Source organism: Bradyrhizobium sp. SZCCHNS3016 (genome assembly GCF_032484535.1).
In the GTDB taxonomy this organism is placed as follows: domain Bacteria; phylum Pseudomonadota; class Alphaproteobacteria; order Rhizobiales; family Xanthobacteraceae; genus Bradyrhizobium.
Map to the genome: position 1 here is coordinate 231,551 of NZ_JAUETE010000001.1, position 18,221 is coordinate 249,771.

Sequence of the window (18,221 nt, forward strand, 5' to 3'; positions counted from 1 at the left end):
AATCGATCAGGAGATCCTCATGCTCTATGCCGTCAAGGACTGGGACAATGCCTATGCCAACGGCCCGAACATCGCCGGTGGCGAGCGCTGGCCCGGCCTGTGGGTCGCGCCGGCGGAAGCCTATCGCACGACATTGGCGGGGAGGGGCCGGGCGAAGCTCGACATCGCCTATGGCGCGCATGACCGGCAGCGGCTCGACCTGTTCCTGCCCGAGGGTACGCCGAAGGGCCTCGTCGTGTTCGTGCATGGCGGCTACTGGATGCGGCTCGACAAGAGCTTCTGGTCGCATCTCGCGCAAGGCTCCATCGCGCGCGGCCATGCCGTGGCGATGCCGTCCTACCGGTTCTGTCCCGAGGTCGGCATCGCCGACATCTCGGCCGACGTGGCGCAGGCGATCGCGCGGGCGATGGACGAGGTCGCGGGGCCGGTGGCGCTGACCGGGCATTCCGCCGGCGGCCATCTCGTCAGCCGCATGATCTGCCGCGGCGCGCCGCTGCCGCCGGAGCGACAGGCGCGGATCAGCAACGTTGTTTCGCTCTCCGGCCTGCACGATCTGCGCCCGCTGCAGCGGACCGCGATGAACGACACGCTTCATATCGATGACGCCACCGCGCAGCGCGAGAGCCCGGCGCTGCTGGTGCCGGTCGATGCTGCGCGTGTCACCGCCTGGGTCGGCGGCGCGGAGCGCAGCGAATTCCGCCGCCAGGCCCAGCTGCTCGCCAACATCTGGACCGGGCTCGGGGCCTCCACTGCCTATGTCGAGGCGCCGGACCGGCACCATTTCGACGTGATCGACGAGCTGGCGGATCCGGAGAGTGGGTTGGTGCAGGCGCTGGTGGGGTGATCTCCAGCAGCGCTTGCCCCGAACTCCGTTCATAAGTTCTGCGGTGACAGCGCCACGATCTCATCTCCCCTCCCCGCAAGGGGGAGGGGAGCGCACCGTCAGCGCGGTGATATCTCGAATCTAACGGATCGTTGCGTCAGCTCTCCGCCACCGCATCTCCCCACGCATGGAAGATCTCCGTGGCGCCGCTGTTCACGTCGCCCTCGCGCATCACGATGCTGGGGCAGGCGAACTTCATGGGCATGGTCTGCACCGGCGCCGGCACGGTCTCGAACTTCGCCGTGAGGGCGTCCATCACCTCCTCCGGCAGGCGCGTATCCGCGCCAACTACGTCACCCTCGCTGGCGTCGATGCGAGGCTGGTGGATCGCCGTGTCGAGATCCATGCCGAAGTCCATTACGAAGGAGAGCATCTGCGCCACGGCGGGCAGGATGCGGCGGCCGCCGGAGGCGCCGAGCGCGAGGCGCTTTCCGTCCGCGGCCTGCGCCACCACCGGCGTGTAGTTGGTGAGGCAGCGCTTGCCGGGCGCCAGCGAGTTCGTCGTGCCCGGCGTCGGATCGAACCACATGATGCCGTTGTTCATCATGACGCCGCTCTGCGGCGCCTGGAATTTCGAGCCGAAACCCGACAGCAGGGTCTGCGTCACCGCCGCCATGTTGCCGTCGCGGTCCACCACCGAATAGTGCGTGGTGCAGGCCGGTGCTAGATATTCGGCGCCGAGCGCGCGCTTGCCGGGCGCATCGCCCATGTCGTTGAGCCGTTCGCGATAGGCCGACTGCATCGCTTCGGCATAGGCGATGAAGGCGCTTGCATCAGGCGTCTTGCCCGAGGCCGTCACGCTCGCCTGCATCAGCCGCAAGGCGTGCGCGAGCGTCGGGCCGGCCGTCAGCTCCGGTGTCGCGAACACCGTGCCGCCGCGATAGGGAATGCGCAGCGGCTCGCGGTGATGTGCCTCGAACGCGGCGAGGTCATCCACCGAAAGCGCGCCACCGGCGGCCTGGATGTCGCGGCTGAGCGAGCGCGCAATGTCGCCCCGGTAGAAGTCGCGCGCGCCGGCGCTGGCAAGATGTGCCAGCGTCGCCTTCAACTGCTCCTGCGGCAGCCGCGTCACCGCCTTCGCGCCCCATTGCGGATTCGGCGGCAAACCATCCTTCAGATAGGCCGCGGCGCTGCCGGGATAGCGGCGCAGGTCTGCGGCGCAGCTCGAGATCATCACGGTGGTCCACCAGTCCACCAGCAGGCCCTCGGCGGCGAGCTTCACGCTCGGCGTGACGAGATCCTGCCACGGCAGCCGCGCGTAGCGGCGATGCGCCGCCTCCATGCCCGCGACGACGCCGGGCACTGCGATCGCGCCGGGGCCGTGCAGATTGCGGTCGTTCTTGACGCGGGGCCAGGGGAAGATGTCGGCTGCTACGCTGCCGTCGTTGGCCAGCGGATAGTCCGTGACATCAAGGCTGTCGGGGGCGCGCATACCGTAGTCGATCACCTCGACGTGGTTGTCCCTGGCGCGGTACAGCAGCATGGCGCCGCCGCCGCCGAGGCCGCTCATCCACGGCTCGAGCACGCCGAGCGCAAAGCCGGTCGCCACCACGGCGTCGACGCAGTCGCCGCCCGCGGCGAGCACCTCGGCACCGACCTCGGCGGCGCGCCGTGACTGTGCCGCGACGATGCCGCCCTTGCTGGTCACCGCCGGCTTGCGGATCTGCTGACGATTGGAAAACTGGTACGGCATGGCACTCCCCCGATCCTGCCTGATTGTCCGGCGAATTGACACCGCCAAGCCTCGGCACACAATCGGCAACAGCGGGACGCTCCCCAGCCCGGATCGAATGACGGTTGCCTGCGTTGAGGAGATGTTTACCAATGGGTATTATGGTCTTCGGCAGACCAGATCGATCTCGATCAGCGCGTCATAGGCGAGACCGGTGACGCCGACGCAGGTGCGGGCCGGCAGCCGGCCCGGTGGGAAGAATGAACGGTAAGTTTCATTCATTGCCGCGTAATCGCGCCTGAACTCGGTCAGGTAAATCCGAGACATCACAATATGTTCGAGACCAAGGTTGAGACCTTGGAGGATGTACTTCAAGTTCTGCATCACCGCCTTCGTCTGCTCCACGATGCCGTCGGGCAGCACGCCCGGCAGCTCCGGTGAATCCGGCATCTGGCCGGTGACGAACACGAAGCCGTCGGTCTCGACCGCGTGACTGAACGGCGCCACGGGTTTCGTCGCGCCGGAGATCATGTGGAACTGCATGGTCGGATTCCTCTGCGAGTGAATGTGTAGGGTGGGCAAAACGGCGCCGCAGGCGACGCGTGCCCATTATCATCAGCGGATGCGCCGCGGTGGGCACGGCGCGACGTACATCATGATCGATGTCGCAGGTTCGCGGGCGCGCCTTTGCCCACCCTACGACTTAGCATGAACTCAGCCCGCATCCTCGAACAGCCGCTTGCTGAGGATCGCGTGCACGCCCCAATTGCCGTCGACGACCTGCGTGACGCCGAAGTCCACCGCCGCCGACATCAGCGCGACCGCCTCGTCCTCGCTAAGGCCTTTGATGTGCATCAGGAAGCGGCGCATCTTACGGAAGGCATCCTTCATCGCGAGGTCGAGCGAGGAGGTCGCGTAGACCTCGCTCTGGCCCTGCGCGCCGAACTCGGCGAGATAGTTCGGGTGGCTGAAGCCGGTCAGCACCCAGTCGGTCTCGGTTTCGATCAGGGGATAGCTGAGATCCGCAAAAGGCTGTCCGGCGAGTTGCGTCTTCTTGTGGAGGATGACCTGGAAGGTGCCGGTCATCGAGCATTCGATCGCGGTGCCGCCGAGTTCGCCGTCGCCCTGCGTGGCGTGGGGATCGCCGACCGATAGCAGCGCGCCGGGAACGGAGACGGGGAGATACACGGTCGCGCCCTTGCCGAGCCGCCAATTGTCGAGATTGCCGCCGAAATAGGACGGCGGAATCGAATCGACGAAGTCGGCCTCGCGTGGCGCCACCGCGATCACGCCGAAATGCGGCCGCAGGGGAATGCGGATGTTGTCGAGCACGCCGTGGCGGCGCTTGATGCTGCCGGGCGCCACCGGCACGCCGGGATAGTCGTAGGTCGCGTGCATCACGCCGGCCGGATCGGTCTGCGGCTCCCAGCGATAGGAATAGAGCGCGCGCGCATGCGGCTCGGAATCGTCGGCAAAGATTTCGTAGATCGTGACGGCTTCGCGCGGCGCGGGCGGAGCGATCAGCTCATTGTAGTGATAGCCCCACCATGCCGCCACGCTGGAGCCGAACACGCGGCCTTCATATCCGCGGCTGCGGCTCGGCCGCGGCACGATGTCGAGGATCCGTACTTCGAGCACGTCGCCCGGCTGCGCGTCCTTGATCGCGACCGGGCCGGTGCAGATGTGGACGCCAAAGCCTTCGCCGGCGCCGCGGCCGAACACGCTGGCGTCCATCGGGCCGGCGCCACGGCGGTCGACGTTCTTCTTCGCCTTGGTCCAGCCGAACACGCTGAGCGCAGCGGCATCGCCTGAGATCATCAGCTCCGGATCATCGGAGGCATGCTGGGTCAGCGTCTCCACCGTGATCGTGTCGCCGGATGCGATTTCGATCTGCGGCGGCAGCGAGCGGCTGAAATAGCCCCAATGCACGCGCTCGGCCGACACCGCCAGATGATGGTGATGCCGCCGCGCGTCCTGGTCGTTGGCCGGCGCGGGCAGAGTGATATCGCTCCTGGCCGCCGCCGGCCTCTCGCAGACGCGCTGCTGCGCCAGCGCATCTTGCGGCCAGCCGCGCTGACCGCGCGGGGCCGCCGACGTCATCGCCTGCTCCGCCTTCTGCTGCCGGAACTCGCGCGGCGACAGGCCGAAGCGGGCGCGGAAGCTGCGGCTGAAATGCGCTGAATCGGCGAAGCCGTAGCGATAGGCGATCTCGGAGATCGAATGGTTGGCTTCGGCTGGATTGGACAGGTCGGTCCAGGCCCTCTGCAGCCGCCGTTCCCTCACGTAGTGACTGAAATTGTCGCCGGCACCTTCGAACAGTTTTTGCAGATAGCGCTCTGAGATGCCTTCGGCCTGGGCCACCCGCGCCGGCGTCAGCTCGGCATCGTCGAGCCGCCGCTCGATGGTCTGGCAGATCCGGTGCAGGATCGCAGCCTGCGTCGCGCTGCTGCCGGCCTCCGTTGTCGGCACTGCTTGTTGATGGGCCAGCGTCAGCAGCAGATCGACCAGGCTCTGCGCGACCGTGCTCCATTCGGCATCGCTCAGCGTTTCGAGCGCCCGCGCGGTGGCCTCGATGGTGCGACAGACCACGTCGGCAAGACCGCTCGGCGCGATCACCTGGGGGGCGGCCAATTTCAGCTTGCCGCTGATGCGGCCATGCAGGGCGTCTGATGTCACCGATAGCACGATGGCGCGCAGATCGCGCTGGAACGCGATGTTCCAGTCGCCGACGCGCGGCAATAGCATCAGATGTCCCGCGGGGACGATGCGATGGCTGTCGCCGCTGCGGAGCACAGCGCCGTCGTCGATCGCGAGCAACGCAATCGGCAGGTCCTCATGGGCTTGCGGAACCGCGGTGACCACCTGCGAGCCCGCCGACAGCCGCGACAGCGCGATGCCCGGCGCATGGCGATGGGAGGCCGTCGCGTGGCCATCATGGAACGGCGTCTTTGCCGCGGGCTGCAGCCCGATGGCGTTCAACACGTCGCGCCACGCTTCGGGGCGCTCGTCCCTCGCATAGGATTCGCTGGTGAACGGACGGAAACTCATGGCACGCCCCGGGTCGGGGAATGCGAAGCAACCCCCGTGCCAGATGAGTTTGACGGTCTGTGGTGTGCTGGTGTTGCTCAGTCGTTGGCTCCGAAACTCGTTGCGGTAGGCGCTGTCGCCGCGAATGCAGCCTGTTCCCCTCCCCCTTGTGGGGGGCTGGGGAGGGGGCCCACAACGGCGGTCTCGCCGCGTGGCGCCCCCCTCCCCAGCCCCCCACAAGGGGGGAGGGAGCATACCGTCCGGGAGGCGAAAGTTTGCACCACGTCGACATCACTCACACCGGAACACGTTCTTCCGGATCGTGCCGTGGACGCCCCAATTGGCATCCACCACCTGGGTGACGCCAAAGTCGGCACCGACCGACATCAGCGAGATCGCCTCGTCCTCGCTGAGATGATGCACCGTCATCAGGAATCGCCGCAGCTTGCGGAAGGCGTCGCGCATCGCGCGGTCGAGGCTGGAATGGTTGGCGATTTCGGTCTGCGCGTTGGCGCCGAGCTCGGCGAGATAGTTCGGATAGGTGAAGCCGTAGACGGACCATGCCTGGTCGGTCTCCAGCAGCGGATGGGTCAGTCCTTCGAGCTGGGTGCCGCCGAGGTCGCTCTTCTTGTGGAGGATGAACTCGAAGTCGCCGGTCAGCGAGGTCTCGATCGCGGTGCCGCCGAGCTCGCTATCGCCCTGCGCGGCATGGGGATCGCCGACCGAGAAATACGCGCCGGGCACGGCGACCGGATAATACATCCGCGCGCCCTTGCCGATGCGCCAGTCGTCGATGTTGCCGCCGGTGTAGCTCGGCGGAATCGAGGAGACGTAGTCGGCCTCCGACGGCGCCAGCCCCATGGTGCCGAAATGCAGCCGCGCCGGCACCTTGATGTTCGGCAAAATGTTCTCGCGCTTCCTGATCGTGCTGTGGTCGACCGGCACGCCGGGATAGTCGATGGTCGGATGCACGATGCCGTCGGGATCGGTCTGCGGCGTCCAGACGTAGTTGTAGACCGCCTTGGCGAACGGCTCGCCCGATGTGTCGAGCTCGAAGATGGTGATGACCTCGCGCGGCTTCGGTTCCTCGATCAGGTCGTGATAGTGGAAGCCCCAATTGGCGGCGGCGTTGGAGCCGAAGCACTTGCCGGCATGGCAGCCGCACCGGCTCGGCCGCGGCTTGATGTCGAGGATGCGCACCTCCAGAACGTCGCCTGGCTCGGCCCCCTCGATCGCAACCGGGCCGGTCAGCAGATGCACGCCGACGCCCTCGCCGGAGCCGCGGATGAACGGCCCTTCGGTCGGCCCCGAGCCGCGCCGCGCCACCGCCTTGTGCTCTCTGGTCCACTTGAACACGCTCTCGGCGTCGGGATCGTCCTTGATCATGCGCTCATAGTCGTCGTTCGCATGATGGGTCAGCGTCTCGATCGTGGCGCGGTCGCCGGAGCGCAAGGTGAGAGCCGGTGTCACCACCTTGGAAAAATACCCCCAATGGATGGTCTTCGGGGATACCGGCAGCAGATGGTGCTTCATGCAAGGGCCTCATGAAAGATCGGACGCGAGATCGTTGATGTTGACGTGAAGGATGAACTCATGCGACCGCATCCTTCGGCCGCTCTGCCTCCATCACCGAGAGGAAGCGCGCGGTCAGCGGGTGGCGCGGGTTGGTCAGCACCTCATGGGCCGGTCCCTCTTCGAGGATGACGCCACCATTGAGGAAGGCGACCCGGTCGGCGACCTCGTCGGCGAAGCGGACCTGATGCGTCGAGATGATCATGGTCAGACCGTCGTCGACGGCGAGGCGGCGGATCACCTCCAGCACCTCGTTGACCAACTCGGGATCGAGCGCGGAGGTCGGCTCGTCCAACAGCAGCACGCTCGGGTTCGGCGCCAGCGCGCGGGCGATGGCGACGCGCTGCTGCTGGCCGCCGGAGAGATGCCGCGGCAGCGCATCGGCGCGATGCGACAGGCCGACGCGGTCGAGCAACTCGGCCGCGCGGCGGTCGGCCTCGAACCGGCCCAGGCCGTGCACCCAGCGCAGGGGACCTGCGACGTTCTCCTTCGCCGTGAGATGCCCAAACAGGTTGAACTGCTGGAACACCATGCCGACGCCGACATTGGCGCGCTCGTTGGCGACCGCGCGCGGCGTCAGCCTGCGCCCCTGCTCGTCGAAGCCAAGCTTGCGGCCGCCGACGCGGATCTCGCCGGCGTCCCAGTTCTCCAGATGATTGATGCAGCGGAGCAAGGTGCTCTTGCCGGAGCCGGAGGGGCCGAGCAGCGCGATCACCTCGCCGATGCGCACCGTGAGATCGAGCCCGTCCAGCACTCTGTTGCCGTCATAGGCCTTGCGCAGCTCCTTGACCTCGACCGCGACGTTGTTGCGGGCGATGGTCGCGGCGCGCCGGGCGCGGTCCTCGACCGTCAGCGCGAGCGGCGGCGTTTCCTTCAGTTCGGCGGGCTCCGGCGGCGCGGCCTCGACGGTAGGTGCGGTATTCGCAAGGTCCAGCTTTGCCACCGGATCGACGCGGCGCCATGGCAGGTAGTCCGCCAGCTTGCGTTGTTTGGCCGTGCGGTCGAGATCGAGCAGCCATTCCAGCGCGAGCTGGATGACGCTGATCGCGCCGGTCAGCAGGAGATAGATGAGACCCGAGGCGAAGAAGATGGAGAAGAAGTCGAAGGTGGAGGAGGCGAGCTGCGTCGAGCGCAAGGTCAATTCCTGTACGGCGATGACGGAGGCGAGCGAGGAGTTCTTCAGCGCGCTCACCGCCTCGTTGCCGAAGGCCGGGATCATCGTGCGGATCGCCTGCGGCGCGATGATCCGGCGCATCAGCACTGATGGCGTCATGCCGAGCGCCTGGCCCGCCAGGAGCTGGCCGCGATCGACGCCGAGCACGCCGGAGCGCAGCATCTCGGCGATGAACGGCGCCTCGTTGCAGGCGAGCGCGAGGCCCGCCGCCAGCACCGCCGGCAGCTTGATGCCGATATGCGGCAGCGCGTCGTAGGCGAACACCATCTGCAGGATCAGTGGCGTGCCGCGGAAGATCACAGTATAGCCGCGCGCAATCGCGGCCAGCAGCCAGAACCGGCTGAGCTGCATGCCGGCGAGGATGAGGCCGAGGACCAGTCCGCCGATCAGGCCGAGCGCGGTGACCTGCAGCGTGAGCTCGATGCCCATGAGCAGATACGGCATGCTGAGATAGTGCAGGAAGAGGGACATCGGTGATTGCAGCCTGATGAGTGCCGTAGGGTGGGCAAAGGCGCGAAGCGCCGTGCCCACCGTGGTGTTTCGGAACAGCGTTGGTGGGCACGCTGCGCTTTGCCTACCCTACGAAGTTGGCTCACGCGTGTGTCGCCGAGGGAGCTGGTGCACTCCCTCCCCCCTTGTGGGGGAGGGTTGGGGGGGAGGCGCCCAGCAAAGACTGTCATTTGTGGACCCCCACCCCCAACCCCTCCCCGCAAGGGGGAGGGGAGTGGACCGTCTTTGTGGCTGCAGCTGTGATTCCAGCGCGGCCGCACCGCTGTTAGTCCGCTGTCAGGATGTCCGGCTCCTTGAAGTTCGCCGGATCGAGCTGCCACTTCTTCAGCAGCGCCTGATGGATGCCTTCCTTCTGCACCTCGATCAGCGCCGCCATGACGGCGTCGCGGAACTTCGGCTTGTCCTTCGGCACGGCGATGCCGACCGAATAGGGGATGGTCACCGCGATCGCCTTCTCCAGCTTGTCCGGATAGGCCTTCACCGCCTGATCGACCGTGTTGACGTCGTTGACATAGGTGTCGGCGCGACCGGCGAGGATGGCCTGGATGCAATTGGCGTTGTTGTCGTAGAGCTGCAGCGTCGGCTCCGGCTTGCCTTCGGCCTTGCACTTCGGCGCGAGGTCCTGGATCAGCGGCACCTCGACATAGCCGGTGTTCTCGGCAGCCGCCGCGCCGCACATCGTCATGTTGATCCCGTTGATGCCCTTCGGATTGCCCTTCGCGACCAGCACGCCGTCGAACACCTTGGAGTAGGTGATGAAGTCGGCGGCCTTGGCGCGCTCCTTGGTGGCATAGATGTCGGAGATGACGATGTCGGCCTGGCCGCTCGCCAGCGTCGTCAGCAGCGCGGCGAACGTCACCGGCTTGTAGGTCAGCTTGAAGCCGAGGCAGTCGCCGATGGCTTCGCCGAGGTCGATGTCGAAGCCGACATATTTGCTCGGATCCTTCGGGTCGATCGATTCGTAGCCCGGTGTGTGCGGATTGATGGCGTTGACGAGCGTCTTGCCCTTCCAGTCCGGATATTTCTCCTTGAGCGCCGCGCACCCTGCGGGTGTCGCCGCCCGTGCGTCGATCGGCGCGAGAAGTCCCGTCGCAATGATGGCGCCGAGCGCGGCAAGCCACGCGCGCCGCGCTCCGGTGAATAGCCTCGTCTGCATGTTGCCAGCTCCTTCGAACGATGTGTCGCGCTGGTCCGGCGGTGCATTGGTGCCGTCGCCCCGGTCCAAGCTCGACGGCAAGCTTAGGTGCGAGCCTGCGCGGATGACTTGTCCGTAGGCGCACAAAATATTGGATCGGGCCGGAGCAAGAATTGAGCACGCGTTGCTCAAATCCGCGCCGCCGCGACGGACCGGCGCGCACGCGTCAAGTCCGCCTGCGCGGTCCTCGAAGATTCCGAAAGTTGAATATCGGTCACGCCGGCGACGGGGCAGGGGCGCACGGCGCTAGCGCCAAGATGGAGGCGGCGCCACGTCACGCGTCAGGATCGCGGCGTCGCTGCGTCGCTCCGCCCATGCGTATGTGCATTGCGATAACTCGTGTCGCAGGCTTGGCGGCAGCGGAGCTGCCGACTACGATGCCGCCGCACAAGTTGCTGATCTGTTTGTTGAGGTGTCTGCAATGCTGTTCCGTTTTACGGGACAACCATCACTCGGCCAATTCGCAGTGCGGACACTGATCGTCGTCGCCTACGCAATCATCTTCGCGCCCGTGATCATGATCGTGGTGACCAGCTTCTTCGCGCAGGAGATCGTGAGCTTCCCGCCGCCTGGCCTGTCGCTGAAGTGGTACGCCAACGCGCTGAGCAAGCCCGAATTCCTGCGCGGCCTCGTGACGAGCTTCCAGGTCGCGCTGCTCGCGACCGCGATCGGCGTGCCCGTCGGCACCGCGGCTGCGCTCGCCATTGTGCGCGGCGAGTTCCGCGGCCGGCAGGCGCTGAGCTCGTTCCTATTGGCGCCGCTGGCGGTGCCCGGCGTGGTCGCCGGCTCCGGCCTCTACATGTTCTACGTGCTCGCCGAGGATCTGCTCGACCGCGACATCAAGGCGACGACGGAAGGGCTCGTGGCCGCGCATACGCTGCTCGCGATTCCCTGGACGGTGCGGCTCGTTGTCGCCAGCCTGCAGGGGCTCGACCGAGCCGCCGAGGAGGCGGCCGCCAATCTTGGTGCGAGCCCGTTCACGGTGTTCCGTCGCATCACCCTGCCGATGATGCGCTCAGGGATCGTCGCGGCCGCGATGTTCTCCTTCATCCAGAGTTTTGAAAATCTCGATCTGTCGATGCTGCTGGTCGGTCCCGGCCGCATTACGCTGCCTGTTGCCATGCTGAACTATCTCGAATTCCGCATCGATCCGACGCTCGCCGCCGTCGCCACCGTGCAGATCGCGCTGGTCGGACTGCTGATGGTGGTGACCGACCGCTTCGTCAAACTGTCGCGGGTGGTCTGATGGCGCAGCTCACGCTCGAGAAGCTGACCAAGCGCTTCGGCACCTCCATCGGCGTGGAAGGATTGGATCTCTCGGTCAACGAGGGCGAGCTGGTCGCGCTGCTCGGGCCCTCCGGCTGCGGCAAGACGACGACCTTGCGCATGGTCGCGGGCTTCCTGCCGCCGACCAGTGGCCGCGTGCTGTTCGACCGCGAGGACGTGACCCATCTGCCGGCCTACAAGCGATCGACCGGCATGGTGTTCCAGTCCTACGCGCTGTTTCCGCACATGAGCGCGGCTGACAATGTCGGCTTCGGCCTGGAGATGCGCGGCCTCAACGCGGTCGAGCGAAAGATCAAGATCGCCGACGCGCTCAAGCTGGTGCGGCTGTCGCATCTCGCCGATCGGCTGCCGCGGCAGTTGTCCGGCGGGCAGCAGCAGCGCGTCGCGCTGGCGCGCGCGCTGGTGATCAATCCGCGCATCTTCCTGCTCGACGAGCCCTTGTCGAATCTCGACGCCAAGCTGCGCGCCGAGGTGCGGCTCGAGATCCGCGCGCTGCAGCAGCGGCTCGGCCTGACCACTCTGATGGTGACGCATGACCGCGAGGAGGCGCTGACCATGGCCGACCGCCTCGTGGTGATGGAGGGCGGCCGCGTCCGCCAGATCGGCACGCCGCAGGAGCTGTACGACTCGCCGAAGGATGCGTTCGTCGCCGACTTCGTCGGCCGCTGCAACATCGTGGCGGGCCGGCGGGCGAACGAGAGCCAGTTCCGCACCAACGGCGGCCTGCTGCTGCCGGTCGATGTCGCCAGCGGCGAGCGCGACGATGCCGATGCTTTCGCGCTGCGACCTGAACGCATTGCAGTGGTGGCCGGTGAGTCCGGCGAGGTGCGCGGCCGCGTGCTGGCGATCACCTATATGGGCGCGCAGAGCGAATATGTGGTGGCGATCGGCGACGAGACGCTGGTGGCCGTCAGGCCAACGCCCGACGCGAGCGAGCCGCTGGCAACACTCAAACCGAACGATCCAGTGTCCCTGGAATGGGACCGCAAGGTCCCGCGTCTCGTGCCGCAGACAGCTTCGTAAACACCATCCATTCACAGCAAGAGGTTCTCCCATGATTTCGCGACGTCACTTTCTCTCCGCCAGCGCCGGCGTCGCCGCGCTGGCGTCCGGCATGCCCTCTGCGCGCGCCGAGGGCGGACAGGTCGTGGTCGGCACCTGGGGCGGCGACTACGGCCAGTTGCTCTCCGATATCATCGACAAGCCGATCATGACGCCCAGGGGTTTTGAGATCGTGCAGGACGTCGCCAATGCCGATCCGCGCAAGACCAAGCTGCTGGCCGAGCGACAGAGCCGGCGCGGCTCGATGGACGTCGCCTGCCTGTCCGACAACGACGCCTACATCGTGTCGCAATCGGATGTGTTCGAGAAGGTCGATGCGGCGCAGGTGAAGCGGCTGGACAAGGTGTTCCCGGAGCTCCGGAGCGAGATCGCGATCCCGCACATCTATTCGGCGCAGGTGATCCTCTACAACACCAACCAGGTGAAGACGCCGCCGCAATCCTTCGCGGATCTGTGGGATCCGAAATGGCGTGGCCGCATCGGCCTCGCCGACATCCTCTATCCCAACAACACGCTGGCGGCGGCGCTCGCCGGCGGCGGCGGCGTCAGCAATCTCGATCCGGCCGAGAAGAAGCTGATGGAATGGCGCTCGCTCGACGTGAAGATCTATCCGTCCAACGAGGCGCTGGCGGCGGCGCTGAAGTCGGAGGAGGTGTGGCTGACCACGATGTGGCTCGCCCGCGGCTTCATGTGGAAGAAGTCCGGCATCCCGCTCGCCCATGTCGTGCCGAAGGAGGGCACGCCGGCGATCGTGTTCCAGGCCTCGGTGCCGAAGAACGCCAAGAACAAGGCCGGCGGCTTCGCCTATCTCGACGCGATGCTGGACGCCAAGGCGCAAGGCGGCTTCGCCGACAAGATGGGCTACGTCCCGACCGTCACCGACGCCGTGCTGCCGGAGGACCTCGCCAAGCAGGTCAGCCTGACCGAGGCTGAGCGCGCCCGCCTGCTGAAGCCGGACTATGCCTATGCCGCAGGGCGCTCGCAGCGCACGCTCGACTTCTGGAACAAGGAGTTCAAGGCGTAAGCCTTGAACTCCCGCTCCTGCGGCGCAGGCCGCAGGAGCATGCGGCTGATGCGCCGCTCATCTGCAATCGGAGCTCGCGCGATGGCGCTGCTGGTCGTTCCTGCCTGTCTGCTGGTCCTGGCGCTGCTGGTCGGGCCGATGATCCTGATGTTCCGGATCTCGCTCAACCAGTTCAGCCCGACCCAACTGATGATGCAGGCGCTGTCGCCGGACAACTACATCAAGGCCGCGACCGATCCGTACTATCAGCAGATCATCCTGGCCACGCTGGGCATCGCGCTGCTGTGCACCTTGCTCACGCTGATCCTGGCGTTTCCGGCGGCGTATTGGCTCGGCCGCATGGAGAGCCGCTGGAAGAGCCTGGTCGTGATCGCGACGCTGTTTCCGCTCCTGGTCGGCAATGTCGTGCGCTCGGCCGGCTGGATGGCGCTGTTCGCGCGCGACGGGCTCGTGAATACGAGCCTGATGAAGCTTGGCCTGATCTCCGCGCCGCTCGAGATCATGTACACGACCAAGGCCGTGATCATCGGCATCATCGCCGTGGTGCTGCCCTACATGATCCTGACGCTCTCGGCGGTCATCGAAAGCATTCCCCGCGACCTGGAATATGCCGCCGCCAATCTCGGCGCCTCGGGCGCGCGGGTGTTCTGGCGGGTGATACTGCCGCTGTCCGGCCCCGGCGTGGCCGCCGGCTCGATCCTGGTCTTCGTTCTGTGCATGAACACCTATGCAACGGCGGTGCTTCTCGGCGGCCCCCGATTCAAGATGATGGCGCCAGCGGTATACGACCAGTTCGTGCGCGGCAACAACTGGCCGATGGGGGCTGCGCTCGCCTTCATGCTGCTCGCGGTGACCATGGCCTTCACGGTGTTCGGCAGCGTGGCGTTCGCACGGCGGTACAGGACGGGGTAGGGCGTGGTCGACGACGATTCGTAGGGTGGGCAAAGGCGTTCCGAGCGATGCGACGCATCGCTTGGAACGACGTGCCCACCGTAACAACGGCGGTCTCGCCGTGAAATGGTGGGCACGGCGCGGTCGGGTCGCGTCTGTGCAAATGTGGCGGAGGGGCGCGCCTTTGCCCACCCTACGCTTTTACAATGAGGAAACGCGGGAATGACGGACCAAGCCACGATGCTGCCGGGCGATGAGCTCGCCTTCATCAGGAACAAGGGCGCCGCGCCGATCGTGCCGAAGGCCACGTCGCGCGATCGCGGCATCGGGCCGTTCAAACGGCTGGCGCTGCGCAGCGCCATTGTGATCGACGGCACCGGCGCGCCGCCAATCGGGCCGGTCGACATCATCGTCGAGGACGGCCGCATCGTCAGCATCAAGAAGGTCGTTGGCTACGGCTATGCCGGCAACGCCGGCGAGCCCGCCGATCACGAGATCGACTGCCGCGGCAAATGGGTGACGCCGGGCTTCGTCGACTGCCACGCCCATGCCGGCGTCGCCTATCACTCCGCCAATGGCTGGGTGCCACCGGTCGACTATGTCTACAAGCTCTGGCTGGCGCATGGCGTCACCACGGTGCGCGAGATGGGCTCGATGAACGGCCTGTCCTGGATGCTCGACCAGAAGCAGCGCGCCGCCGACAACAGCATCGCCTCGCCGCGGCTGCTCGCCTATGCCTATTTCCCGGCCGTCAACGACATGGTCAAGACCATCTACACGCCGGAGCAGGGGCGGACTTGGCTACGTCAGGTCAAGGAGCGCGGCGCCGACGGCATCAAGTTCTTCGGCGCGCCGCCGGCAATCATGGAGGCCGCGCTCGACGAGTGCAAGACGCTGGGCTTGCGCACCGGCTGCCATCACGCCCAGATGGCGGTGTCGCGCATGAACGCCCTGACCACGGCGCGCTGGGGCCTCACCAGCGCAGAGCATTATTACGGCCTGCCGGAGGCGCTGTTCGAGGATCGCGTGATCCAGAACTTCCCGCTCGACTACAACTACACCGACGAATATTTCCGCTTCTCGGTGTCGGGCCAGATGTTCAGGCAGGGCGCCGAGCCCGGCTCGGCCAAGTGGAACGAGGTGCTGGAGCAGTTCCTGGAGATCGGCTTCACCTTCGTGCCGACGTTTACGATCTACGACGCCAACCGCGACCTGATGCGGGCGCGCCAGGCCTATTGGCACAAGGAGTACACCTGGAAGTCGATGTGGGACTACTTCACGCCGCAGCGCGGCGGCCACGGCTCGTACTGGTATCGCTGGTCGACCCAGAACGAGATCGAGTGGAAGGAGAACTACCGGCTCTGGATGGCGTTCATCAACGAATACAAGAACCGCGGCGGCCGGGTCTGCACCGGCTCGGATTCCGGCTTCATCTACCAGATCTTCGGCTTCGGCTATGTCCGCGAGCTCGAGCTGTTGCAGGAGGCCGGCTTCCATCCGCTCGAGGTGATCCGCTCGGCGACCTCGCAGGGCGCGGCGCTGTGCGGCCTCGAGAACGAGATCGGTACCATCGACATCGGCATGCGCGCCGACATCCTTGTGCACGACCACAATCCGCTGACCGATTTCAAGTTGCTCTACGGCACCGGCGCGATGCGCTTCAACGACGCCACCAACGCGGTTGAGTGGCATCGCGGCCTGAAATACACGATCAAGGACGGCATCATCTACGATACCGAGGAATTGCTGGCCGACGTCCGCGAGCTGGTGAAGGCGAGCTGGGAGAGCGACGTGCCGGAGAAATACGCCGCCAAGGATAAAGACAAGGACGCCGCGGCGCCATGAGCGCCGGGGCAATCGACTTCTTCGTCCTGACCGGCTTCCTAGGCTCGGGGAAGACGTCGCTGCTGCGCGACGTGCTGAGCGCGGAGACCGGCTCGGACACCGCCGTGATCGTCAACGAGGCCGGCGAAATCGGGCTGGACGGCGTGCTGCTGCGCGAGAGCGGCGACGACGTGCCGATGGCGATGCTGTCGAATGGCTGCGTCTGCTGCCAGGTCGGCAGTGATCTCGCCTTCGCCATCGACCGCCTGATCATGGCGCCGCGCCCCGCCGGCCTGCTGCCCCTGCGCCGGATCATCCTGGAGACGTCGGGCCTGGCGATGCCCGGCCCGGTGCTGCGCCAGCTCGCGACGCTGGCCGAGCACCGCATGCGCGTCGCGGTCGTCGCAACCTATGACCTGACGCGAGGGCTCGCCGTCGCGACATTCGAGGAAGCTGCGGCGCAATGGGCGGCGGCGCATCGCATCGTCGCGACCAAGGCTGATCTTGCGCCGCAGGCGCTGACCGAGGCGCCGGTTGCGATCGCGCAGCTCAACCCGGTGGCGGAAGCCGTTGCCGGCGCTGATCGCGCAGCCATCGTCTCGGCCGCCTTCGCACCCCTCGTAGCCGCGTTGCCGCTACGCGAGGTCGCCCGCGATCTGGCAACCGCGCATCCGCGCCTCGCGCTCTGCCTCGTCCGCCCGCGCGCTGAGATCGCCTATGCCGATCTCGCCGGTTGGCTCGACAATGTGGCCGGCGCGCTCGGCGAGCGGCTGCTGCGCATCAAGGGCCTCGTGAAGGTCCAGGAGGCGCCGCGCCCGCTGCTGGTCGAAAGCGTCGGCACGGTGTTCGCGCCGCCGCGGCAATTGACGGCCGAAAAACTGCCGGCGCCCTTCATCGTCGTGATCGCGCGCGACATTGTCCGCAATGAGCTCGAACAGGTCGAGCCGTCGGGCCTGTTCGCGTTCTCCTGGCGCGAACCCGCGAGCGCGGCGGCCGGGCCGCGCGGCATCCGTGCCGAGTGGGTGACGTAGGCCGCGAAGGTAGGATTGTCTCTGCTGCGCTAGGGGGCGGACTCGTTACGCTTCCACCGTCATTCCGGGGCAATCGTCAATGCGAAGGCGCGATGCGGCTGCGCGTTGGCGATTGAACCCGGAATCTCGAAATTGTTGAGAGTGGATGCAAGACAACATCGAGGTTCCGGGTTCAAGGCCTCTCGGCCTTGCCCCGGAATGACGGTGGTTGTGACGCAGAAGGTCAACTTCCCCCGATCGTGCTCAGACTGCGTGACGGATAGCGCAGAGCCACGTCGAACGGGTTGAGCTTGCCGGCTAGCGCCTGCGCCTCGCCCTGCAGGATCTTGACCACATGCGGCAGGCGATCGGCGTTCAGCCGTTCGGCCAGCGTGCCGACACTGAGCGCCGCGACGGCCCGGCCCTGCGCATCCAGCACGGGCACGCCGACGCCGGCCATGCCGGGAATGAGCCCGGTGCTGGTGTTGACCCAGGCCTGCGCGCGCGCCTGCGCCAGCGCACTGCGCAGCGAGGCTTCGTCGAGGAAGCCGCGATCGAGCAGGCGCGGGATGTTGAAGCGGATCACCGCCTCCCGCTCGTCCTCGGGCAGGTTGGCGAGAATGGCGAGACTGCCCTGGCCGAGTCCGAGCGGCACCTTGCCGCCGATGTCGCCGGTGAAGGAGCGGATCGGAAACGGACCCTCGACGCGGTCGAGGCAGACCGCATCGAAGCCGTTGCGCACCAGCAGGAAGATCGTGTCGCTCAGGGTTGCGGACAGCCGCAGCAGCGCCGGGCGGGCGGCGTCGCGTAGCCCGCTGGCCTGGCCGGCGCGTGCGGCCAGCACGTAGAAGTCGAGCGCGAGGCGATAGCGCTTGCCAGCGGCCTGCTCGGCGAAACCCTCCGCGGCGAGGTCCTGCAGCATGCGGTGCGCGGTCGGCTGGCTGCAGCCCGCGACCTCGGCGATGTCCTTCAGCCGCAGCCCGTCGGGGTCGCCCTCGGCGAGAATGCGCAGCAGCTTCAGGGCCCGGCGAAGGCTGGAGGCGTTATCGGTGTCGGATGCGGTCATCTGATTAAGTGAATGATGGGAGTC

The 18,221-nt window shown here is 66.6% G+C and carries 14 protein-coding genes; 7 read left to right on the plus strand and 7 right to left on the minus strand.

The genetic code is table 11. The features are described from left to right. The first annotated feature begins 19 nt into the window (after positions 1-19). A complete protein-coding gene (locus QW881_RS01100) occupies positions 20-844 on the plus strand; it encodes an alpha/beta hydrolase (RefSeq protein WP_316158085.1) in 825 nt (274 codons plus the stop codon). A 136-nt stretch (positions 845-980) separates the two neighbouring features. Here the strand turns inward: QW881_RS01100 and QW881_RS01105 are convergent, their stop codons facing one another. The 6 genes from QW881_RS01105 to QW881_RS01130 form a co-directional block, all read right to left on the minus strand. Continuing rightward, entirely contained in the window at positions 981-2,576 is a 1,596-nt protein-coding gene (locus QW881_RS01105; protein WP_316158083.1) for a gamma-glutamyltransferase, read from the minus strand. A 138-nt stretch (positions 2,577-2,714) separates the two neighbouring features. Next, the gene (locus tag QW881_RS01110; protein ID WP_316158082.1) at positions 2,715-3,098 is read right to left on the minus strand and encodes a RidA family protein; all 384 of its coding nucleotides are present in this window, start codon (positions 3,096-3,098) and stop codon (positions 2,715-2,717) included. Positions 3,099-3,269: 171 nt separating this feature from the next. After that, positions 3,270-5,603 carry an acetamidase/formamidase family protein gene (locus QW881_RS01115; RefSeq protein ID WP_316158081.1) on the minus strand — a complete coding sequence of 778 codons (2,334 nt, stop codon included), beginning with the start codon at positions 5,601-5,603 and terminating at the stop codon, positions 3,270-3,272. A 270-nt stretch (positions 5,604-5,873) separates the two neighbouring features. Beyond that, positions 5,874-7,115 carry an acetamidase/formamidase family protein gene (locus QW881_RS01120; protein WP_316158080.1) on the minus strand — a complete coding sequence of 414 codons (1,242 nt, stop codon included), beginning with the start codon at positions 7,113-7,115 and terminating at the stop codon, positions 5,874-5,876. 58 nt (positions 7,116-7,173) lie between these two features. Beyond that, the gene (locus QW881_RS01125; RefSeq protein WP_316158079.1) at positions 7,174-8,799 is read right to left on the minus strand and encodes an amino acid ABC transporter permease/ATP-binding protein; all 1,626 of its coding nucleotides are present in this window, start codon (positions 8,797-8,799) and stop codon (positions 7,174-7,176) included. 304 nt (positions 8,800-9,103) lie between these two features. Further along, a complete protein-coding gene (locus QW881_RS01130; protein ID WP_316158078.1) occupies positions 9,104-9,994 on the minus strand; it encodes an ABC transporter substrate-binding protein in 891 nt (296 codons plus the stop codon). A gap of 460 nt (positions 9,995-10,454) precedes the next feature. On the opposite strand from QW881_RS01130, the gene QW881_RS01135 reads away from it, so the two are divergent. From QW881_RS01135 to QW881_RS01160, 6 genes are all read left to right on the plus strand, one after another. Further along, on the plus strand, positions 10,455-11,279 hold the full coding sequence (locus QW881_RS01135) for an ABC transporter permease (protein WP_315754810.1): 825 nt from the start codon (positions 10,455-10,457) through the stop codon (positions 11,277-11,279). After that, positions 11,279-12,343 carry an ABC transporter ATP-binding protein gene (locus QW881_RS01140; RefSeq protein WP_315754812.1) on the plus strand — a complete coding sequence of 355 codons (1,065 nt, stop codon included), beginning with the start codon at positions 11,279-11,281 and terminating at the stop codon, positions 12,341-12,343. Before QW881_RS01135 ends, QW881_RS01140 begins: the two co-directional genes overlap by 1 nt. A 31-nt stretch (positions 12,344-12,374) precedes the next feature. Continuing rightward, positions 12,375-13,406: a PotD/PotF family extracellular solute-binding protein gene (locus QW881_RS01145; RefSeq protein ID WP_315736636.1), complete on the plus strand. Its 1,032-nt coding sequence runs from the start codon at positions 12,375-12,377 to the stop codon at positions 13,404-13,406. Between the two features lie 81 nt (positions 13,407-13,487). Then, entirely contained in the window at positions 13,488-14,318 is an 831-nt protein-coding gene (locus QW881_RS01150) for an ABC transporter permease (protein ID WP_315754814.1), read from the plus strand. Between the two features lie 201 nt (positions 14,319-14,519). Continuing rightward, a complete protein-coding gene (locus QW881_RS01155; protein WP_315754816.1) occupies positions 14,520-16,142 on the plus strand; it encodes an amidohydrolase family protein in 1,623 nt (540 codons plus the stop codon). Next, complete coding sequence (locus tag QW881_RS01160) at positions 16,139-17,152, plus strand: CobW family GTP-binding protein (RefSeq protein WP_315754820.1); 1,014 nt, start codon at positions 16,139-16,141, stop codon at positions 17,150-17,152. Before QW881_RS01155 ends, QW881_RS01160 begins: the two co-directional genes overlap by 4 nt. 223 nt (positions 17,153-17,375) lie before the next feature. Here QW881_RS01160 and QW881_RS01165 read toward each other — a convergent pair whose 3' ends face one another. Next, positions 17,376-18,197: an IclR family transcriptional regulator gene (locus QW881_RS01165; protein ID WP_315754823.1), complete on the minus strand. Its 822-nt coding sequence runs from the start codon at positions 18,195-18,197 to the stop codon at positions 17,376-17,378. Between the last annotated feature and the right edge of the window lie 24 nt (positions 18,198-18,221).

Coding starts and splice junctions, on each gene's coding strand:
- QW881_RS01100 (WP_316158085.1), top strand. CDS start 20: ATGCTCTATGCCGTCAAGGACTGGGACAATGCCTATGCCAACGGCCCG.
- QW881_RS01105 (WP_316158083.1), bottom strand. CDS start 2,576: ATGCCGTACCAGTTTTCCAATCGTCAGCAGATCCGCAAGCCGGCGGTG.
- QW881_RS01110 (WP_316158082.1), bottom strand. CDS start 3,098: ATGCAGTTCCACATGATCTCCGGCGCGACGAAACCCGTGGCGCCGTTC.
- QW881_RS01115 (WP_316158081.1), bottom strand. CDS start 5,603: ATGAGTTTCCGTCCGTTCACCAGCGAATCCTATGCGAGGGACGAGCGC.
- QW881_RS01120 (WP_316158080.1), bottom strand. CDS start 7,115: ATGAAGCACCATCTGCTGCCGGTATCCCCGAAGACCATCCATTGGGGG.
- QW881_RS01125 (WP_316158079.1), bottom strand. CDS start 8,799: ATGTCCCTCTTCCTGCACTATCTCAGCATGCCGTATCTGCTCATGGGC.
- QW881_RS01130 (WP_316158078.1), bottom strand. CDS start 9,994: ATGCAGACGAGGCTATTCACCGGAGCGCGGCGCGCGTGGCTTGCCGCG.
- QW881_RS01135 (WP_315754810.1), top strand. CDS start 10,455: ATGCTGTTCCGTTTTACGGGACAACCATCACTCGGCCAATTCGCAGTG.
- QW881_RS01140 (WP_315754812.1), top strand. CDS start 11,279: ATGGCGCAGCTCACGCTCGAGAAGCTGACCAAGCGCTTCGGCACCTCC.
- QW881_RS01145 (WP_315736636.1), top strand. CDS start 12,375: ATGATTTCGCGACGTCACTTTCTCTCCGCCAGCGCCGGCGTCGCCGCG.
- QW881_RS01150 (WP_315754814.1), top strand. CDS start 13,488: ATGGCGCTGCTGGTCGTTCCTGCCTGTCTGCTGGTCCTGGCGCTGCTG.
- QW881_RS01155 (WP_315754816.1), top strand. CDS start 14,520: ATGACGGACCAAGCCACGATGCTGCCGGGCGATGAGCTCGCCTTCATC.
- QW881_RS01160 (WP_315754820.1), top strand. CDS start 16,139: ATGAGCGCCGGGGCAATCGACTTCTTCGTCCTGACCGGCTTCCTAGGC.
- QW881_RS01165 (WP_315754823.1), bottom strand. CDS start 18,197: ATGACCGCATCCGACACCGATAACGCCTCCAGCCTTCGCCGGGCCCTG.